The sequence below is a fragment of the Sphingomonas sp. NIBR02145 genome (assembly GCF_027359115.1).
Lineage (GTDB): Bacteria > Pseudomonadota > Alphaproteobacteria > Sphingomonadales > Sphingomonadaceae > Sphingomonas > Sphingomonas kyeonggiensis_A.
Window position 1 is genome coordinate 1646143 of sequence record NZ_CP114791.1, and the last position, 15893, is coordinate 1662035.

Annotated in this window: 16 protein-coding genes and 1 pseudogene; 10 read left to right on the top strand and 7 right to left on the bottom strand. The window is 63.9% G+C overall.

Annotated features, from left to right (window positions below; all coding sequences use genetic code 11):
- Nucleotides 1-205: 205 nt before the first annotated feature.
- The 4 genes and pseudogenes from O3305_RS23200 to O3305_RS07335 form a co-directional block, all read left to right on the top strand.
- Nucleotides 206-502: pseudogene (locus O3305_RS23200) on the top strand (PHP domain-containing protein); the annotation flags it as partial.
- Between the two features lie 257 nt (nt 503-759).
- Nucleotides 760-2016: a DUF763 domain-containing protein gene (locus O3305_RS07325; protein WP_269575813.1), complete on the top strand. Its 1257-nt coding sequence runs from the start codon at nt 760-762 to the stop codon at nt 2014-2016.
- A gap of 294 nt (nt 2017-2310) precedes the next feature.
- Nucleotides 2311-2874: a 3'-5' exonuclease gene (locus tag O3305_RS07330; RefSeq protein ID WP_269575814.1), complete on the top strand. Its 564-nt coding sequence runs from the start codon at nt 2311-2313 to the stop codon at nt 2872-2874.
- Nucleotides 2875-2878: 4 nt separating this feature from the next.
- On the top strand, nt 2879-3229 hold the full coding sequence (locus tag O3305_RS07335; RefSeq protein WP_269575815.1) for a hypothetical protein: 351 nt from the start codon (nt 2879-2881) through the stop codon (nt 3227-3229).
- Here O3305_RS07335 and ligD read toward each other — a convergent pair.
- Nucleotides 3208-4944, bottom strand: coding sequence for a DNA ligase D (gene ligD / locus O3305_RS07340; RefSeq protein ID WP_269575816.1), 1737 nt, complete (start codon nt 4942-4944; stop codon nt 3208-3210). The genes O3305_RS07335 and ligD overlap by 22 nt on opposite strands.
- Before the next feature lie 240 nt (nt 4945-5184).
- On the opposite strand from ligD, the gene O3305_RS07345 reads away from it, so the two are divergent.
- A complete protein-coding gene (locus O3305_RS07345) occupies nt 5185-5361 on the top strand; it encodes a DUF3606 domain-containing protein (RefSeq protein ID WP_269575817.1) in 177 nt (58 codons plus the stop codon).
- A 35-nt stretch (nt 5362-5396) separates the two neighbouring features.
- On the opposite strand, the gene O3305_RS07350 is transcribed toward O3305_RS07345, so the two are convergent.
- Both O3305_RS07350 and O3305_RS07355 read right to left on the bottom strand, forming a co-directional pair.
- Complete coding sequence (locus O3305_RS07350) at nt 5397-5642, bottom strand: hypothetical protein (RefSeq protein ID WP_269575818.1); 246 nt, start codon at nt 5640-5642, stop codon at nt 5397-5399.
- Nucleotides 5643-5812: 170 nt separating this feature from the next.
- Nucleotides 5813-6385, bottom strand: coding sequence for an SOS response-associated peptidase family protein (locus tag O3305_RS07355; RefSeq protein WP_269575819.1), 573 nt, complete (start codon nt 6383-6385; stop codon nt 5813-5815).
- Here O3305_RS07355 and O3305_RS07360 point away from each other — a divergent pair.
- The 4 genes from O3305_RS07360 (at nt 6384) to O3305_RS07375 (ending at nt 9188) form a co-directional block, all read left to right on the top strand.
- Entirely contained in the window at nt 6384-7010 is a 627-nt protein-coding gene (locus O3305_RS07360) for an SOS response-associated peptidase family protein (RefSeq protein WP_269575820.1), read from the top strand. The genes O3305_RS07355 and O3305_RS07360 overlap by 2 nt on opposite strands.
- Before the next feature lie 233 nt (nt 7011-7243).
- Nucleotides 7244-7540, top strand: coding sequence for a plasmid stabilization protein (locus O3305_RS07365; RefSeq protein WP_269575821.1), 297 nt, complete (start codon nt 7244-7246; stop codon nt 7538-7540).
- Entirely contained in the window at nt 7537-8316 is a 780-nt protein-coding gene (locus tag O3305_RS07370; RefSeq protein WP_116842209.1) for a histidine phosphatase family protein, read from the top strand. Before O3305_RS07365 ends, O3305_RS07370 begins: the two co-directional genes overlap by 4 nt.
- A complete protein-coding gene (locus O3305_RS07375) occupies nt 8313-9188 on the top strand; it encodes an NAD(P)H-hydrate dehydratase (RefSeq protein WP_269575822.1) in 876 nt (291 codons plus the stop codon). Before O3305_RS07370 ends, O3305_RS07375 begins: the two co-directional genes overlap by 4 nt.
- On the opposite strand, the gene O3305_RS07380 is transcribed toward O3305_RS07375, so the two are convergent.
- The 3 genes from O3305_RS07380 to O3305_RS07390 all read right to left on the bottom strand — a co-directional run bounded on the left by O3305_RS07380 (nt 9185) and on the right by O3305_RS07390 (nt 11421).
- Nucleotides 9185-10327: a glycoside hydrolase family 130 protein gene (locus tag O3305_RS07380; protein ID WP_269575823.1), complete on the bottom strand. Its 1143-nt coding sequence runs from the start codon at nt 10325-10327 to the stop codon at nt 9185-9187. The two genes, O3305_RS07375 and O3305_RS07380, sit on opposite strands and share 4 nt — an antisense overlap.
- The gene (locus O3305_RS07385; protein WP_269575824.1) at nt 10324-11106 is read right to left on the bottom strand and encodes an SDR family oxidoreductase; all 783 of its coding nucleotides are present in this window, start codon (nt 11104-11106) and stop codon (nt 10324-10326) included. Before O3305_RS07385 ends, O3305_RS07380 begins: the two co-directional genes overlap by 4 nt.
- Nucleotides 11107-11208: 102 nt before the next feature.
- On the bottom strand, nt 11209-11421 hold the full coding sequence (locus O3305_RS07390; protein WP_269575825.1) for a hypothetical protein: 213 nt from the start codon (nt 11419-11421) through the stop codon (nt 11209-11211).
- Nucleotides 11422-11526: 105 nt separating this feature from the next.
- On the opposite strand from O3305_RS07390, the gene O3305_RS07395 reads away from it, so the two are divergent.
- Complete coding sequence (locus O3305_RS07395) at nt 11527-13821, top strand: hypothetical protein (protein ID WP_269575826.1); 2295 nt, start codon at nt 11527-11529, stop codon at nt 13819-13821.
- 1376 nt (nt 13822-15197) lie between these two features.
- Here the strand turns inward: O3305_RS07395 and O3305_RS07400 are convergent.
- A complete protein-coding gene (locus O3305_RS07400; protein WP_269575827.1) occupies nt 15198-15845 on the bottom strand; it encodes an alpha/beta hydrolase in 648 nt (215 codons plus the stop codon).
- Nucleotides 15846-15893: the final 48 nt, after the last annotated feature.

A 15893-nucleotide genomic window follows, 5' to 3' on the forward strand; every position in this document is an offset into this window, starting at 1 on the left:
TCGAGCGTCCGGCGGCCGCTCGCTTGACTCTTTCATCCCATTAGGAACAAAAAAGGAACGAATCACCTCGTTTCCGAGTCTTGCCAATCCATGGGTCAGCCCGATGCATCGCCGGTAGAGAAAGCGCGGCAGGGCCGGCGCGATTGGAATCGACACGCGGAACAAGAACATATAGGGAACGATGTTTTGCCGAAAGCGAAGCCCGATGTCCGCTTCCCGCTACGTCGAACTCCAGGTCACGACGCATTTCAGCTTCCTGCGCGGGGCTTCTTCACCCGAGGAGCTGTTCGCCGCCGCGGCGATGCTCGAGATGCCTGCGCTCGGGATTGCCGACCGCAACTCGGTCGCCGGAATCGTCCGTGCGTGGGATGCGCAGCGCGCCACCGGCGTGCGCTCGATCGCCGGCTGCCGGCTCGACCTGGCGGACGAGACCGGGCTGCTCGTCTATTCGACCGACCGCATGGCCTATGGCCGGCTGACCCGGCTGCTCTCGGTCGGCAAGCCCTCCTCGGAGGTGAGCAGCGAACCGGTCAACCGGAATCCACCCTCGACCGTGTCGACACTGATGCAGTCGCTGTCGACCGGAGCCGCCTCGCCTTGCGGCAACCGGATGATCTCCATTGCCTCATCATTCCCTTCTTGGCTCGACCCGTTGTTCACAATCTGTTCCCGATCTGCTATGTGCATTGCCATGAACGCGCAGCCGCCCTCTAAGATCATCGCCTGGCCGCGGGTTGAGCGTCGCGGGATGCTTCCGGCATGAGCCGCCGGGGCGGCAGCGCCGACCTGCCCCTCCATGGGGGACGCGTACCGGCCTGGCTCGGCGAGCGCATGACCAAGCTCGGCACGATCCTCGTCGAGGCAATCGTCCTCGAATATGGCCGCGACGAATTGCTGCGCCGCCTCGCCCATCCCTTCTGGTTCCAGTGTTTCGGCGCGGTGATGGGCATGGACTGGCACTCGTCCGGCATCACGACGAGCGTGCTCGGGTCGCTCAAGCGTGGCCTGGCGCCCCGCGCGCACGAACTCGGCATCCATGTCTGCGGCGGACGCGGCAAGCATAGCCGCGCGACGCCCGCCGAACTGCTCACCGTCGGCGCGCGCACCGGGCTCGACGGCACGGCTCTAGGCCATGCCAGCCGCCTCGTCGCCAAGGTCGACAGCGCCGCCGTCCAGGATGGCTTCGAACTGTATCTCCACGGCTTCATCGTCACCGACGAGGGCCGCTGGGTCATCGTCCAGCAGGGCATGAACGGCGATCGCCGCCAGGCGCGACGCTATCATTGGCTGAGCGAGGGATTGGAAAGCTTCGTCGACGCGCCGCATACCGCGATCGACGGGCGCGACCAGGGCGTCATCGTCAATCTCGCCGACCGGCGGGCGGAGGCATCGCGGCAAGGACAGCTCGAATTGCTCGGCTCGATCGGTCCCGACGGCATCGCCCGCGAGCTCGCGCGCTTCGAGGCGCCCGCCCCGCCCGATGCCCAGGCGTTGCTGCCGCATCTCGTGCTGCCCGATCACCACGATGTCCGCCCCGAGAATATCATCGGCCGCCGATTGCACGGCGCGCTTGCCGCAGCCGCCGAGCAAGGGCCAAAGGATTTCGCCGACCTGCTGCTCGTGCCGGGCGTCGGCGCCCGGACGGTGCGCGCGCTGGCGATGGTCGCGGAGGTGGTGCACGGCGCACCCTGCCGGTTCAGCGATCCGGCGCGCTTCTCGCTCGCGCACGGCGGCAAGGACCGGCATCCCTATCCCGTGCCGATCAAGGTCTACGACCATACGATCTCGGTGATGAAGGCCGCGGTCCGCCATGCCCGGCTCGGCCACAGCGAGGAACTCGACGCGATCCGGCGACTCGATGCCCAGGCGCGCCGGTTGGAATCCAGCGCGACCGGTCCGTCGGTAGAAGCATTGATTGCGGAGGAACGCCACAATTCGCACAGCTATGGCGGGCGCAGCGTGTTTGGCGAGGAGCCGCCGCCAAGCGGGGTTGCGATTCCGGCCGAGGGCGCTTGAAGTCGAGGCGATCCGATCATGAGGAATCGCCGAAATTCCTGCCGCTCCAATGTCTTGACCGATTGAAAATCCGATCCGGGCTCCCACATCAAGTTGATCGTTCAACAACGGAAAGGAGGTGGTCAGATGTCTCATTGTCACATGCCGCGCGCGGCAGGATCTTCGAGCATGACCTCCACCGCGGGGGTCCGGCTCGGCTGAGCTGTCCGCGTTCGGATGACAATGGAAGGGCCGTCTCGAAAGGGGCGGCCCTTCGCATATGCAGCCTTGTCGTGCTGCAGTCGTTCCGGTCCAATGCTGGTCTTTCTCGACTTCGAAGCCTCGTCGCTCGGCAAGCATAGCTATCCGATCGAGGTCGCCTGGATATTCGCCGACGGGCGTTCGGAGACCCATCTGATCCGTCCGGCGCCCGCCTGGATCGATTGGGACGAGGAGGCCCAAGCAATCCATGGGATTACGTGCGAGACGCTCGCCCTGCATGGCACGCCGCACGATCTCGTCAGCCAGCGCATGATCAATCAACTTACCGGGCACGATCTGCTGGCGAGCGCGCCGTCCTGGGATGGCAAGTGGCTCAGCGCCCTGCTGCGCGCCGCCGGCTATCCCCGCCATAGCCTGAGGCTGCGACGCACCGCCGAGGCGCTGCGCGAATGCGCTTTGTCGATCTTGACGCCGAAGCTGGCGGACGAAGATCTCGCAGCGGCGATCGAAGCGATCCTGACGCGGAACGAAAATGGCGCGTCGGGCGAAGCGCCCGCCCACCGCGCACTGCCCGATGCGCAGGCCGACCGCGCCCGATGGCTGGCAGTCTGCAGTACCGCACGCGAGATCGCCGCGGCGAAGGTTGGGGATCCTTGAAGACATGCGCCTGGCAGGCAAAAATCCCGTTACGCCCGATGGGCGTTATTTCGTGGTCCGCGGGCGGCTCTGGCGCATGTCAGACCCATCCCTTCCCGCGCACGAGCGGGAAAAACTGGTTCACGAATTGATGACGGCGCGGCGGGCGGTCCGAATGGCTCGCCGCGCTGCCGACGCGGATGCCCAGAACAGTGGGCGTGCTGCAGTCGATCGAGCAAAGCGCGCGCTCGGCGAACGCGGGCCAGTATGGTGGGGCGATGGCTCCGAGGACTATAACCGCCGCATGGCGCGCAACACCCCCTATGCCGAGTGGTATGCTGGTATTCCTGAACTTTACAGGTCGGGCAGCACTTGATCCGCGCGTCCCCATCCAGACAGCGCCTTGGATGCAGCCCTTTTCACCAACTCCGCAGCATCGCCGATATGGAAATGCGACGGCTTCTCGATCGTCTCCATTTCCTTCCAGGTGATCGGCGCGGCCACCGGCGCCTCGGGACGCGCGCGTACCGCGTAAGGCATCACCGCGGTCGCGCCGCGCTGGTTACGCAGATAGTCGACGAAGATGCGGCCCTTACGCTGCACCTTGGGCAAGGCGGCAGTGAAATTCTCCGGATCGCTCTGCGCCACCGCCTGGGCAAGGCGATGGGCGAAGTCCTTCACCTCGGCCCACTCCGCCTTGGGCACGAGTGGCGCGATGACGTGGATGCCCTTGCCGCCGGTCGCCATCGGGAACGTCTCGAGTCCGATTGACTTCAGGATGTCGCGGAAATGGAAGGCGGCCTTTCGCACTGCTTCGAAGTCCAGCCCCTCGTCAGGGTCGAGATCGAAGACCAGCCGGTCGGCCTTCTCGACATCCTCGATCCTGGCACCCCAGCCATGGAATTCGATCGTCCCCATCTGCACGCAGGTCAGCAGCCCGTCGGCCGTGTCGACGAACAGATAAGGCTCCTCATGCCCGTCCTTCTCGAGAATGCCGACATGCTTGACCGTGTCGCCGAAGCTGCCGGCATCGTGCTTTTGGAAAAAGCACTTCTTCGCACGGCCCTGCGGACAGCGCACCAGGCTGATCGGCCGGCTCCCACACCACGGAAGCATGATCGGCGCCACCGCGGCATAATAGTCGGCGAGCGCGCCCTTGGTGATGCTCGATTCCGGAAAGATGACGCGGTCGCGGTTGCTGATCTTGACGCTGGACGCTGCCGGCACAGCAGCCGATTCGACGTGCGCCTCGACCTCGAGCACGACCGCTTCGGGCTTCTTGTCCTCGCGCAGCCCCAGATAGCTGGGATGCCGCAGCGTGCCCTCGTTGGTCATCTCGGTATAGGCGATCTCGGCGACCAATTTGGGCTTCAACCAATGTGCGCCGCGTACCTCGGCGCGCGGCGCCTTCACCGTCGGCTCCTTCTGCTCGATCGGCGCCATGATCTCCATCAGACGCAGCAGCTCGGCGGTATTGAACCCCGTTCCGACCTTGCCGGCATAGCGCAGCGCGCCATCCTCATGGATACCCAGGATCAGCGAGCGGAAGGTCCGCGACTTGTCCGAGGGCGTCCAGCCGATGATCACGAATTCCTGGCGCTTGATGCACTTGGTCTTGACCCAGGTGCCGCTGCGCGAGCCGACATATTTTGCGGTGGCGAGCTTGGAGATGACGCCTTCGAGATTGGCGCTGCAGAAATTCGCGAGCAGCTTCTCACCGTTGCCGCGAATATGTTCGGAGTAGCGCAGGTGCGGGTTATCCTCCGGCAGGATGGCACGCAGCTTTTCCTTGCGCTCGAGCAGCGGCAGTCCGGTCAGATCCTCGCCGTCCAGCTCGAGCAGATCGAAGGCAAAATAGTCGATCGTCCCGGGCGCGCCCTTGAGCGCGCCCTGCAACGCCTGGAAGCTCGACTTGCCGTTCGCGTCCAGCACGACAGACTCGCCGTCGATCAAAGCGGAATCGACCTTGAGCCCGGCAACCTCTTTTAGAATGGCCGAGAAACGGTCCGACCAGTCCAGACCGGAGCGCGTATAGGCGCGCGCCTCGCCCCCGCCGACCGCGATCAAAGCCCGGTACCCATCATACTTCATTTCGTGCAGCCAGCGGTCGCCCGAAGGAACGGCATCGACAAGCTGGGCAAGCTGTACCGGCCTAAACGGCGGCGGCACCTTTACCCGATCCGATTTTGGGCGCGCGCGACGTGCGGTAGAAGCGGACGTTTTCATCGTCCCTAGACTCAATTCAAGGCGGGTTCGTTCCGTGTCACGCCAAGCATTGGGAAACTCTTGAGAATCCGGAAGGTTGGAAGATCAGACAAGAGGAGCTTGAGCATGGCAGACGACAAGACGTTACGTGGACCGCAAGACAGCTCGCGCGTCGCGATGGGCGAGGATTATGAAGTTTCCTACTGGACGGAAAAGTTCGGCGTCAGCCGGGAGCGCTTGCAGGAAGCGGTCGATGCCGTCGGCAACAGCGCCGACGCAGTCCGGGCCTATCTTGCGCGGTAGCGCCGGGCCAATCGGTTGAAGCGATAGGTGCCAGCCTACCAGGGCAGCTCCTCGATAAAGAGGATCATCTCCTGAAAGGCCGGTGCCTCGAACCCGATTCCGGCTTCGCCTTCCACCAGAGGATGCCGTGCTGCCGCCTCGACGATGGCCTCGGCGTCGGACTGGCGGAGCGGGTCATGGGCCGCCGTCCATTTCGCCAGCGCAGTGACGCGCGCGTGGAGCGCCGCACCTGCGAGCGCGTCATCGGCGAACCCTGCATCGCGCGCATAGGGTTGCAGCACCGCTGCCTGAGACCGCGGATCCTGGCGATGCGCCGCCGGCAGCGCAGCACTTCGAGCGCTGCCGAGATCTGCCCGCCGACAAGGGGCACCGCGTTCAGGCGCTCGGTGGCGCTGCCGAAAGACGTTGGGGCTGCAACCGGCGATGTTTGCGCGAACATGGGTAAGCCCTTTCAGAAGGCCAGCATGCGCTGGCGATCGGCGAGCCCTTTCGGGCCCACTTCCTCGATATGAAAACTATGTTTCGGCAGCGCGCGCAGCAGCTCGGACTCGGGCTGAGCGAGGTCGAGCCAGGCAATATTCTGCCGCCGCAGCAACACCGCGCCCTGCCGCTCCTGATAGAAAAAGATATCCGGTCCGGCCTCGATCGTGATGATCGCGTAGCTGACGTCGCGCTCACCCGAGGAAGGCCGCCAGATGCCGGCGAGATAGAAGAAGTTGCCGTCGTCGAGCGTGACCCGGAACTTGCGGTCGCCATTGGTTACCTGGAACTCGCTCGCTGGCACGAGACAGCGCTGATGCGGAAAGCTGCGTCCCTCGGAACGGATGAAGCGGAACGGCTTGCCCTCCGGCTCCCACGGCTCGAGACCCCAGCTCGCTTCGATCGCCTGAGGCTTGCCCGTGCGCGGATTGCGCCGGATGATGATCTTGCGGCTGCCAAAGGGTGCATCCGACTCGAAGGGCCTTGCTTGCATGGTGAGAACATAATGCGAACATGCTCGAGGTGCAAATCGGGAGCTCGCCATGTGCAATGACTATCGCCACGAGGTCGATATCGCCTCGATCATGGAGGATTTCGACGAGCTCGAGATCGCGATCGACACGCCCGAGGGCACGCCGAATGTCGCAGCCCGCGAAGACATCAAGATCACCGATATCGCGCCGATCGTCGCCAGTGTGGCGGGGGCCCGCGCGCGTGGAGCTCTCCTCAATCGCAGATGGAGCTGGCCGGGGCCGACGGGAAAGCCCGTCTATAATTATCGCGCGGAAAGCCGGGAATTCCAGTCCAACCGATGCCTGATCCTGACGGACGGCTTCTACAAATTCACCAAGGCGAAAGACCCCAAACAGAAGCGGCAGAACAAATGGCTGTTCACGCTCGAGGAGCATGACTGGTTCGCTATTGCCGGCATCTGGCGCAAGCATCCGGAGGTCGGCGAAGCCTTTACGATGCTGACTCTTGACGCCGGCTCAGACGTCGCGCCCTATCACCATCGCCAGATAATTCCTCTGGCTCGCGACCAATGGTCGGCTTGGCTGGATCCCGCGATACCGGCAGCCGATATACTCCGCATCCTCCCACCCGGCAGCCTGAAGGTCCGCCAAGTCCATGGCGCTCCGCCCGGGGTCGATTCCTCCCTGCTCCTCTAGCTGGCACCACGCAGAGTCAGTTGACGATAGGGTGGCTCGCCTGCTCTTTTTGAACGGCACCCTGCCGGATATAGGCGCCAAGTGCCTTGTGACGATCGCGATCGAACCGACGCGCCTAGGTCGTCGGCAACGTCCCATTGCGGCGCGGCGCCATGCCAAATTCCCTCCTGCGCGCGACCGGATCATTCTCCCGCCAGCGTCGTTGAAAAGCGCGTCTGTCGATGGAGAGGACCATGCCGCAGGGTGACAAGAGCGCCTATACCGACAAGCAGAAGCGTAAGGCCGAGCATATCGAGGAGGGTTACGAGGATCGAGGCACGCCCAAGAAGGAAGCTGAGCGCCGCGCCTGGGCGACCGTGAACAAGGAGTCAGGCGGCGGCAAGAAGTCCGGCTCGGGACGCGGTAAAAAACAGAATCACGATAGCGCCCGCAAAGGCGGCCAAAAAGGCGGCTCCAGCCAAAGCGCGGAGAAACGCTCCGCCGCCGCGAAGAAGGGTTGGGAGACCCGGCGTCGGCGCGGTAGCGCGTGAGCGGGGCCGAAACGTCCAGCTGGCCAGCGCGCCTCTGGCTGGTCCGCCATGGCCAGAGCGCCGGCAATGTCGCGCGCGACGCAGCTCATGCCGCGGGCCTCGAGCGCATTCCGATCGACATGCGTGACGTTGACGTACCGCTGTCGCAGTTGGGCGAACAGCAGGCCGACGCCCTTGGCCGCTGGTTTGCCGACGGTCAGGGCAACGGTCAGCCGGACGTCATCCTTTCCAGCCCCTATGTCCGCTCGCGCGAGACCGCCCGCCGCTTCCGCGACGCCGGCGGGGCCGCGCCGGACGAACCCGTTTGCGTCGACGAGCGGCTGCGCGAGAAAGAGTTCGGAATTCTCGACGGGCTCACCACCGCCGGCGTCGCGGCGCAGCTACCGCAACAGGCGGAATTTCGCCGTCTGCTCGGCAAATTCTATCACCGTCCGCCCGGTGGCGAGAGCTGGTGCGACGTGATCCTGCGCCTGCGTAGCCTGCTCGACACCGTGTCGCTTCACTACGGCGGACGACATGTGATGATCGTCGGCCACCAAGTGGTGGTGCTCTGCCTGCGCTACATCATCGAGAATCTGAGCGAGGAAGAGATACTCTCGATCGACAGGAAGGGCGATGTCGCAAATTGCTCCGTCACGGAATATCGCTTCAACGCTTCGAAGGGGAAAGATGGCGGCCTTGAGCTGGTGCGCTACAATGAAATTGCCTCGATCGAACAGGATCCGGTTGCCGAGGTGACGAGCGAGCCGGACCGGGCCGTGGCGGCGCGCGGATGATCGCGTTACGTGCCGAATGGCTAACCGTCCATCCGCTTCCACGGGTCGACGCGGAGACCGACAAGAATGCGCGCGGCCGCGTGCTGGTGGCGGGCGGCTCGCTCACCGTTCCCGGCGCCCTCGCGCTGACCGGCGAAGCGGCTCTTCGTGCCGGGGCCGGCAAGGTCCAATTGGCCACGGTCGAGCAGGCCGCTCTTCCGCTGGGGATCGCAATGCCCGAGGCTGCGGTGTTCGGTCTGCCGGTAAACGGGACCGGAGAGATCGCCGCGAGCGCAGTCGCCAGACTGCTCGACCTTCTGGAAGCGTGCGACACCTTGGTGTTGGGCCCGGGCATGGGACCCGACTCAGCTGCATCCTCGATCGTGCGCCGGCTGCTGGCCAAACCCCTTGGAGAGCGCAGCATCCTGCTCGACGCAGCAGCGATCGGCGGCGCGAGCGGCTGCGCGGATGCCGTGCGCGGTCATGGTGGCCGTGTCGTACTGACGCCGCATCCCGGCGAGATGATGCAGTTGATGGGATGCGACGAGGACGAGGTGAGAGACAGGCCGGAGGCCCTTGCTCGATCGGCGGCGGAGCGGTTCGGCGCGACTGTCGTCCTCAAGCGCTCCGAGACATGGATCGCCGCGCCCGGCGAGGATGTGCTTTGCTATGAGGGCGGCGGGCCCGGTCTCGCGACCGGCGGCTCCGGCGATGTGCTCGCCGGCATCATGGGCGGTCTTCTTTCGCGCGGGGCGGCGCCCCGCATTGCCGCCGCCTGGGCAGTTTGGCTGCACGGCGAGGCCGGGCGCAACCGTGCGACGGTCTCGGGCAAGATCGGCTTCCTTGCCCGAGAGCTGCCTGGCGAAATTCCGAGATTGATGGCCGCAGGCTAGGCGGCCACCCCTACCCGTTCCGCCTGGAAGACGGTCTTGGGGATATGCGTGATGCGGCAGGCCAGATCCGCCTCGCCCGAAGCTACGACATAATGGTCGCCCGCATCGACGATCCCGGTCGTGAATACCACGTCGCGGACATACATCTTGTCTTCGAGCGGCTTGGTGAGATCGGGGGCTGCTTCGAGCAGCGCGCTGTGCTTGGTCCGGATGACCTTCGCGGGATCGTCCCGGTCTAGGACCGACCAATAGGTCCGGTAGATGCCGACGATCTCCTTGGGTTCGACGCCATGCCACAGGGTCAGCCAACCCTCATCGGTCAGAATCGGGGGCGTGCCGCCGCCCATCCGTGCGGTCGCGACCGTCGCCGCGTGCGGACGGATGCCGGGCTCGCGGTGTGGCTTCCAATGCAGCGCATCCGGCGAGGTCGCCAGATTGATCGACGGACCGCCGCGCCATTCGCTCCCTGGAGGATAGGTGAAATACAAATCTCCGAGCGGCCGGGTCTGTGCCCAGTACTTGCCGTCAACCAGGCCTTCGAAGATCAGCATGTCCTTGTTCTGGTGATCGAGGACGATGTCTTCGAAACGGAAGTCCAGACCGTTGTCCGAGCTGTAGAGTGTGGTCGAATGCCGCTCCGGGCTTACCGAGCAGGTCGTCATCAGCCAGCGGTCGCCGACTTTCGAGACCCGGGCATCCTCGATGCCGTAGCACTGGAAGCTGCCCTGCGGCGCAATTGCCTTGTCGTAATGGATCTCAACGATCTCGAGGCCGTCGGGGGTGAGTTCGACCGGCAGGATCCAGGACAGTGAGGTCAGCGCCATGACCTTCCACCGCCCGCCGCGAAGAAGGAATTTGCGGGGATCTGCGGTGTCAACGAGTTCGAGCGACCAGGCATCGAGGACATACTTGCCCTCCTCCCAGCGGATCGCGTGGATATAGCCATCGAAGACCGGCCGGCGAAGCGCTTCCGCCACCCGCACGAAGATAGCAAGGTTGCCGTTGGGAAGCCTGGTAAGCGCGGGGTTGAAGGCGCCGAGCACATAGGTCTCAGCCTCGAATTGCCCCGCCAGCGGCGAGCGGGTCAGGTCGATGTCGTCCGGGCCAAGGATCAGGCGATCAATCGGAAAGCCGCTCATTCTTCACCTCGTGCACGCGGCGCGATAACAACCTGCTGCACGTTCGCGCGGCGCGCCTGAGTGAGGACAAAGTGCACCGCGACAGCGATATCTTCCGCGCGGAGCATCGTCTCGTTGCGATTCTGCTCTGCCTGCTCTTCTGCAGTAAAACTTTGATACTGGAAATCAGCGCCGGTCTTTGCAGGCTCGACATTGCAGACCTTGATGCCTTTCGGCGCGAGCTCCTTGCGTAGTGCCTCGGCAAAACCGGCAACGCCAGCCTTCATGCCGGCATAAACGCTGGATCCCGCCCCCAAGATATGGGCGGAAACCGATCCGATGAACACGATGTCGCCCTTGTCCTTCATCACTTCCGCCGCCGCATGGGCAGTCGTGAGATAGGCGGTGAAGTCGGTCGCGATCGCGTAGCGCAGCTCGTCAGCGCTCATCTTGGTCACGCCTTGGGCTGGGATGGCTGCGTTGACGATCGCGATATCGAAATCCCCGAAGTAGCCCTTGGCTGCCTGAACGAAGCGGTCGACGCTTTCCGGTTCGGCTAGGTCGATCGCGATACCGTCGCCCTTCCCGACTTCGCGGATGCGCTCGAGCCCGTCCTGGAGATGTTGCGGGTCCCGACCGCAGACGAACACGTCGACGCCCTCCGAGGCAAGCAGAGTGGCGATGGCTCGCCCGATCCCGGTGGTGCCGCCGGTGATGATCGCTTTGCGCCCATCAAGGCTTGGCATTGCAGTATGCGCGTCGGACAGGTTTCGGGCGGGGGGGGCGGCTAAGTCTGACATGGACATCTCCTCGCCGCTCGAACCCCATGTGGCAGGGGGAGTTCCGAACAAAGCGCGCGCAAGAGGATAAATGCAGGAGAACCCCGCGAAGCTTCGTGTCCGTTACCGATCCGAGCCGGTGGTGGCGTTCGGATTTTCAGGCCCTTCATAGCCCTTGTCGCTCTGGCCGCCATCGAAATGGCCTCCGTCGCCGTCCGTATGCGGATTGGGGTAGGCGCCGCCCTTGCTCTCACCATTCGATGCGGGATCTTCGACACCGTCTGGCGCGCGCTTGCTTGCGCCGCCATCCGATTGCATCGGCTGCTTGTCGGCCATGTTCCGTCTCCTAGTGGTTGCCCACACCAACCTCCGGCCGAAGGCGTCGTTCCGACCGTAAGTTGATACCGAGGGAATCTTCATAACCTGGGTCAAGGAACGGAGGTGGTGCCGGAACCGGAGATCGGGACGGCCGGTTTGCGTGCCTGTTCTACCCAGATCAGCGGAGAAGGCATGGCGACAACCGCGCTCAAATCGAAGACATCGAGTGCCACTCCTTTCGTCCTGGCGCTACGCCGGGCGCTTGCGGAAGGCGCGACCAAGAAAATTGCGGATTGCGCGGTCGGCGCGCTGGACGTTGAAATGGTCCGCAGCCGCGATTCCGTCTGGGCGCTGATCCGACGTCAGGAGCAAGGCGGTCTCGCGTTACGTGCCGCCTATCTCCCAGATGAGTTCGAGGTGACCAAGCTGAAACCGGAAGCGGGCGAGTCCGTGCGGCTTCGGGTGACGAGCATACTCGGGGAACATCTCATTGTTGTCCGCGTCGGCGAAGACGCACTCGAGCACCTGCGCCTTACGGTGACGCTCACCCCTTCAGAATCCCTGCTTGTACCGTTCCTGCCGCGCGACCTGTATCCGCTCGACGCTAATGACGATCCCCTAGGTTCGTCCGGCACGGTCGAAGCGGGGCAACGCGGACTCAATTCGGGCTTGCTCTATTTCCGCCTCGATGAGCCTGCGTTCGGCAATGTCCTATACTTCCAGAACCTCACCGCGATGAATCCGTTCTATCGCGCAACCAAGACGAGCCCCGACGGCGCTGTGGGCGGCGTTTGGCCCGAACTCGGCTATCTGCCGCCGACGCCAACACAGAGCGGCACCCCGCCAACCGAGCCGCTGCCTGCCGGAGCCGAAGTCACTCTCTCCGACGCGATCCTGGTCTTCCGGCACCAAACCGATTCCGGGGAACGTGAATCAGCCCGGCAATTCCTTCAGATGCTCGGCGTCGCCTACAGGATGATCGACCAGCCGCGTACCGACTTTCGCGACTGGATCGACCGTGCCGAACGTACGCTATGCGATCTGGACGAAGCGCCCGAGGCGAGCATCCGGCACTATGGGCACCGCTACATTCATCCCTACACCGCGGCCGAATATCCCGACAGCATGGTTCAGATGTCGATCGTTGCGGCGATCCACGACTGGAGCAAGTGGCAGGGAGAACCCCATCCGCTCGAAGCGGAACTCAAGGCTGGCCTGGGCAAATTCTACGATCCGAAGCTCAAGGCGATGCGGCGCTATTTGCCCAATGTCGGCGACGACAAGGACGCAAATGCCGTGGACAGCTGGTACCTCTATCATCCGATGCTGAACCTGGGACGCCTCGCCTTGGATGGCGACGGTGAGGCGCGCGCACTGTTTCTGAAATCGATCGACTATGGAGTTAAGGCAGCCCAGCACTTCGAGTACAAATGGCCGGTCCAGTATAACGTCACCGATTTCTCGGTGATCACCGAGATCGCTGGGGCGGATGGCCGCGGCCAGACGGATGTCGGCGGAGTCTATGCCTGGGTGATGCTCCAGGCATTCGAGCTCACTGACGAGAAGCGCTTCCTCGACGAGGCGCGTGGGGCGATCGACGCCGCGGTGGGGCTGCGATTCAGCATCAACTATCAGGCGAACCTGACCGCGTGGGGCGCCGCAGCGTGCATGCGATTGTGGCGGATCACCTCGCAAGATGTGTATCTGGAGCAGAGCTACGTCTATCTCGCCAGCTTCTTCCACAATTGCGAAATCTGGGAGAGCGAGCTCGAGCTCGCCGTCCACTACCGTAACTTCCTTGGCGCGACATGCCTGCAAGATGCGCCGTACATGGCGATCTACGAATGCTTCGATGCCTACACGGCCTTCGAGAAGTATCTCGACGATAGCGGCCCCGACCTTGAGCCGGCCGCGCGCATGCTGATCGCTGAATATTGCAAATATGCGCTTGACCGCGCCTGGTACTATTATCCCGACGCACTGCCGCCCGAGGCGATCTCGCCGAAGCAGCGCGAGACCAATGGGCATGTCGATCGCAAGCTCTCCTTCCCGCTCGAGGATCTCTATCCCGACGGGCAGCTTGCCGGCCAGGTCGGCCAGGAGGTCTATGGGGCGGGCGCGGCGATGGTCTTCGCGACGCGTGCCTTTCACCAGGTCGAAGGTGCGCCCTTCCTTGTCCACTGCGATCATTTCGTTCGCGCGCGCGAACGCACGGGCGACAATGCTCTGACTCTGACCTTGGATGGCGGAGAGACCTGCACGGCCGGGTTTAGTCTCGTACGCCGGAAGCGGCGGAAGCTCCCGAGCGTCAGGCTCGTCACGGTGGGCGGAGATGCCTTACGCCCTCACTCCAGCTCCGCCGACCGCATCGACTATCGCGTGCCGGCGAACGGCCGCCTGATTCTGACCTGGAGCTGAAACCAAACGACGTCAGCCTACTCGGGTCGGCGACGTCGCAGGTTCCGGGTTGTGTGTGTCCATTCCGGAGCGTCCGTTGCTCGTGCGTCGGATCCCCTTCATAGGGGGAGGAATGCAGGGAACACCCACGATTTTGGAGCGCGTCCGAAGCCTGATCGAGAGGCTGGCGCCGGCCCCGATCTGCGACGAGTGCATCTCCGAGAAGCTGAGCCTTTCTTGGAAATCCCAAGCAAACCAGGCTGCGCGCGAGCGGGTCGGGAGCGACCACTTTGAACGACTCAGCGATGTCTGCACGATTTGCGGGGGTCCCAAAATCACTACCAGGAAGGCGTTGAGATAGGCCTATTGCTGTCGATGGCAGTCTCGCTGTGACGCCTTCGGCAAGTAGCCGATCAAGCGGAGGCTAACGGCTCCTCGTGCCGCGCCCAGCCTTGAGCCGCCCGCCCTGCTCGTCAGACAGCTCACTCGCTATCATCAGCGCAGGATCGTGGCAGCGCCGGCGATCCTGGCAGCCGCGAGCCGTGCAGCACTCTAGTCGCTGTAGAGCCCGGAACGTCGCCGCAAGCTGTCTGCTGGGCGCCGAGGGCGCTCGGCAACGGCGGGCCAGTTGCGGTGCCGTCTCCCTATCGTGGAAATAAGATGAGGAGTCCGCCGGTGCCCGCAGTGACCAGCCATAATAGCGGACCGGGCGGCCACAACCGCAGAAACTCGGCCGATCTCGCTGACAGGTGCAGGAAGCAGCTCATATTCGTGTCAAGGTAGAGCCGGGACGCGAGAAACTTGACGAGAGCAGCGCGCGCCCCAGCGCCCCTTTCGGAACGCGGAGGGAACGATGAGCGCGCCCGGTGGTTCCATCTATGCCGGTGCAAGTCCTCACCCGGACGACACCGGTGAGGGGCCGCCCCGGCCACGGACAGCAATTCGCGTCGGGGCGGCTACAAAGCATAAGCAGCAGATTCTCCGAGGAATATCCGAGCTATCAGTCCGGGAGAACGTCAGATGGCCACGCAAGTCACGGCTGAAGCCCACGCCACCGGAAGCGGCAAGCCGGTTGAAGCCGTTCGACGTATAGCGGCGATTGACGTTGAGATGCTCCACCCCGCGCATAGGCGTCGTTGGTGCGGACCTGACTGACGATCTGGCTTGAGGGCGAGTAGCTCAAGCTCATAGTGACGTCGTTGGACGTGCCGCTTCCTTCAAGGTGCCATGCTCGAGCGACGACCAAGATCCGTGTCGCCATAGTTGGCGAGCATAGTTGACCCGCTTTCCTTTATATCAGTGGCTTCATCTGACATGCGCACGCGTTTCACATTGGCGCACCCGGCCTACTTGGCTCGATGGTTCGCAGGCCGGATTGATCCCGTCGCGCAGGGACATTAGCCTAGGAGGCGGCTAGCGAATGCCGCTGCGGCCGCGAGGCCATCCTGCGCTACGCTGTGCGCCACGCCTGGGGAAACATGGGCCTCTACCGGGACGCTAGCCTCAGCAAGAGCCGTTGATGCCAGGCTCATCGAGCGGAACGGTACGACGTCATCCTCGGTACCGTGAATGAGAAGCACGGGCGGACGGCTTGCAATGTCCGACGGAAGCCGCTCCGGCGCGACGAGCATGCCCGAGATTCCGATGATCCCCGCCAGCGCCTCCGATCGACGCAACCCTACATGCAAGGCCATCATTGTCCCTTGGCTGAAACCAATGAGGAGGACCCGACCGCTCGGCAGGCCGGCATCTTTCAACTCCTGCGTGATGAAGGCATCGAGCCCCGGCGCGGCCGCGTCGGCCCCCGCAGCGCGTTCCGCCATCGAAAAGGTGTCGATCGGCCACCATTGATAGGCCTCGGCGAGCCCTGGCATCCGCGCTGGCGCGTTGGGCGCCACGAAGGCGGCGTGGGGGAGCGCTGGCTGGATCATCCGAGCCAGGGAGATGAGGTCGTCCCCATTCGACCCATATCCGTGGATCAGAATGACAAGTGCATCCGGTTTTGCACCGGAGAGAGGAGCGAGGCGGGGGCCGTCAAGCGACACGGAAATCCTTTCGCTGGGAAGAGCGGACAATTCAGTGCCCTACCCTCT

Bases quoted from the DNA above. Each gene is read 5' to 3' on its own strand.
- O3305_RS07325 (WP_269575813.1), top strand. From the start codon at position 760: ATGAGCCGCCGGGGCGGCAGCGCCGACCTGCCCCTCCATGGGGGACGC.
- O3305_RS07330 (WP_269575814.1), top strand. From the start codon at position 2,311: ATGCTGGTCTTTCTCGACTTCGAAGCCTCGTCGCTCGGCAAGCATAGC.
- O3305_RS07335 (WP_269575815.1), top strand. From the start codon at position 2,879: ATGCGCCTGGCAGGCAAAAATCCCGTTACGCCCGATGGGCGTTATTTC.
- ligD (WP_269575816.1), bottom strand. From the start codon at position 4,944: ATGAAGTATGATGGGTACCGGGCTTTGATCGCGGTCGGCGGGGGCGAG.
- O3305_RS07345 (WP_269575817.1), top strand. From the start codon at position 5,185: ATGGCAGACGACAAGACGTTACGTGGACCGCAAGACAGCTCGCGCGTC.
- O3305_RS07360 (WP_269575820.1), top strand. From the start codon at position 6,384: ATGTGCAATGACTATCGCCACGAGGTCGATATCGCCTCGATCATGGAG.
- O3305_RS07355 (WP_269575819.1), bottom strand. From the start codon at position 6,385: ATGGCGAGCTCCCGATTTGCACCTCGAGCATGTTCGCATTATGTTCTC.
- O3305_RS07365 (WP_269575821.1), top strand. From the start codon at position 7,244: ATGCCGCAGGGTGACAAGAGCGCCTATACCGACAAGCAGAAGCGTAAG.
- O3305_RS07375 (WP_269575822.1), top strand. From the start codon at position 8,313: ATGATCGCGTTACGTGCCGAATGGCTAACCGTCCATCCGCTTCCACGG.
- O3305_RS07380 (WP_269575823.1), bottom strand. From the start codon at position 10,327: ATGAGCGGCTTTCCGATTGATCGCCTGATCCTTGGCCCGGACGACATC.
- O3305_RS07385 (WP_269575824.1), bottom strand. From the start codon at position 11,106: ATGTCAGACTTAGCCGCCCCCCCCGCCCGAAACCTGTCCGACGCGCAT.
- O3305_RS07390 (WP_269575825.1), bottom strand. From the start codon at position 11,421: ATGGCCGACAAGCAGCCGATGCAATCGGATGGCGGCGCAAGCAAGCGC.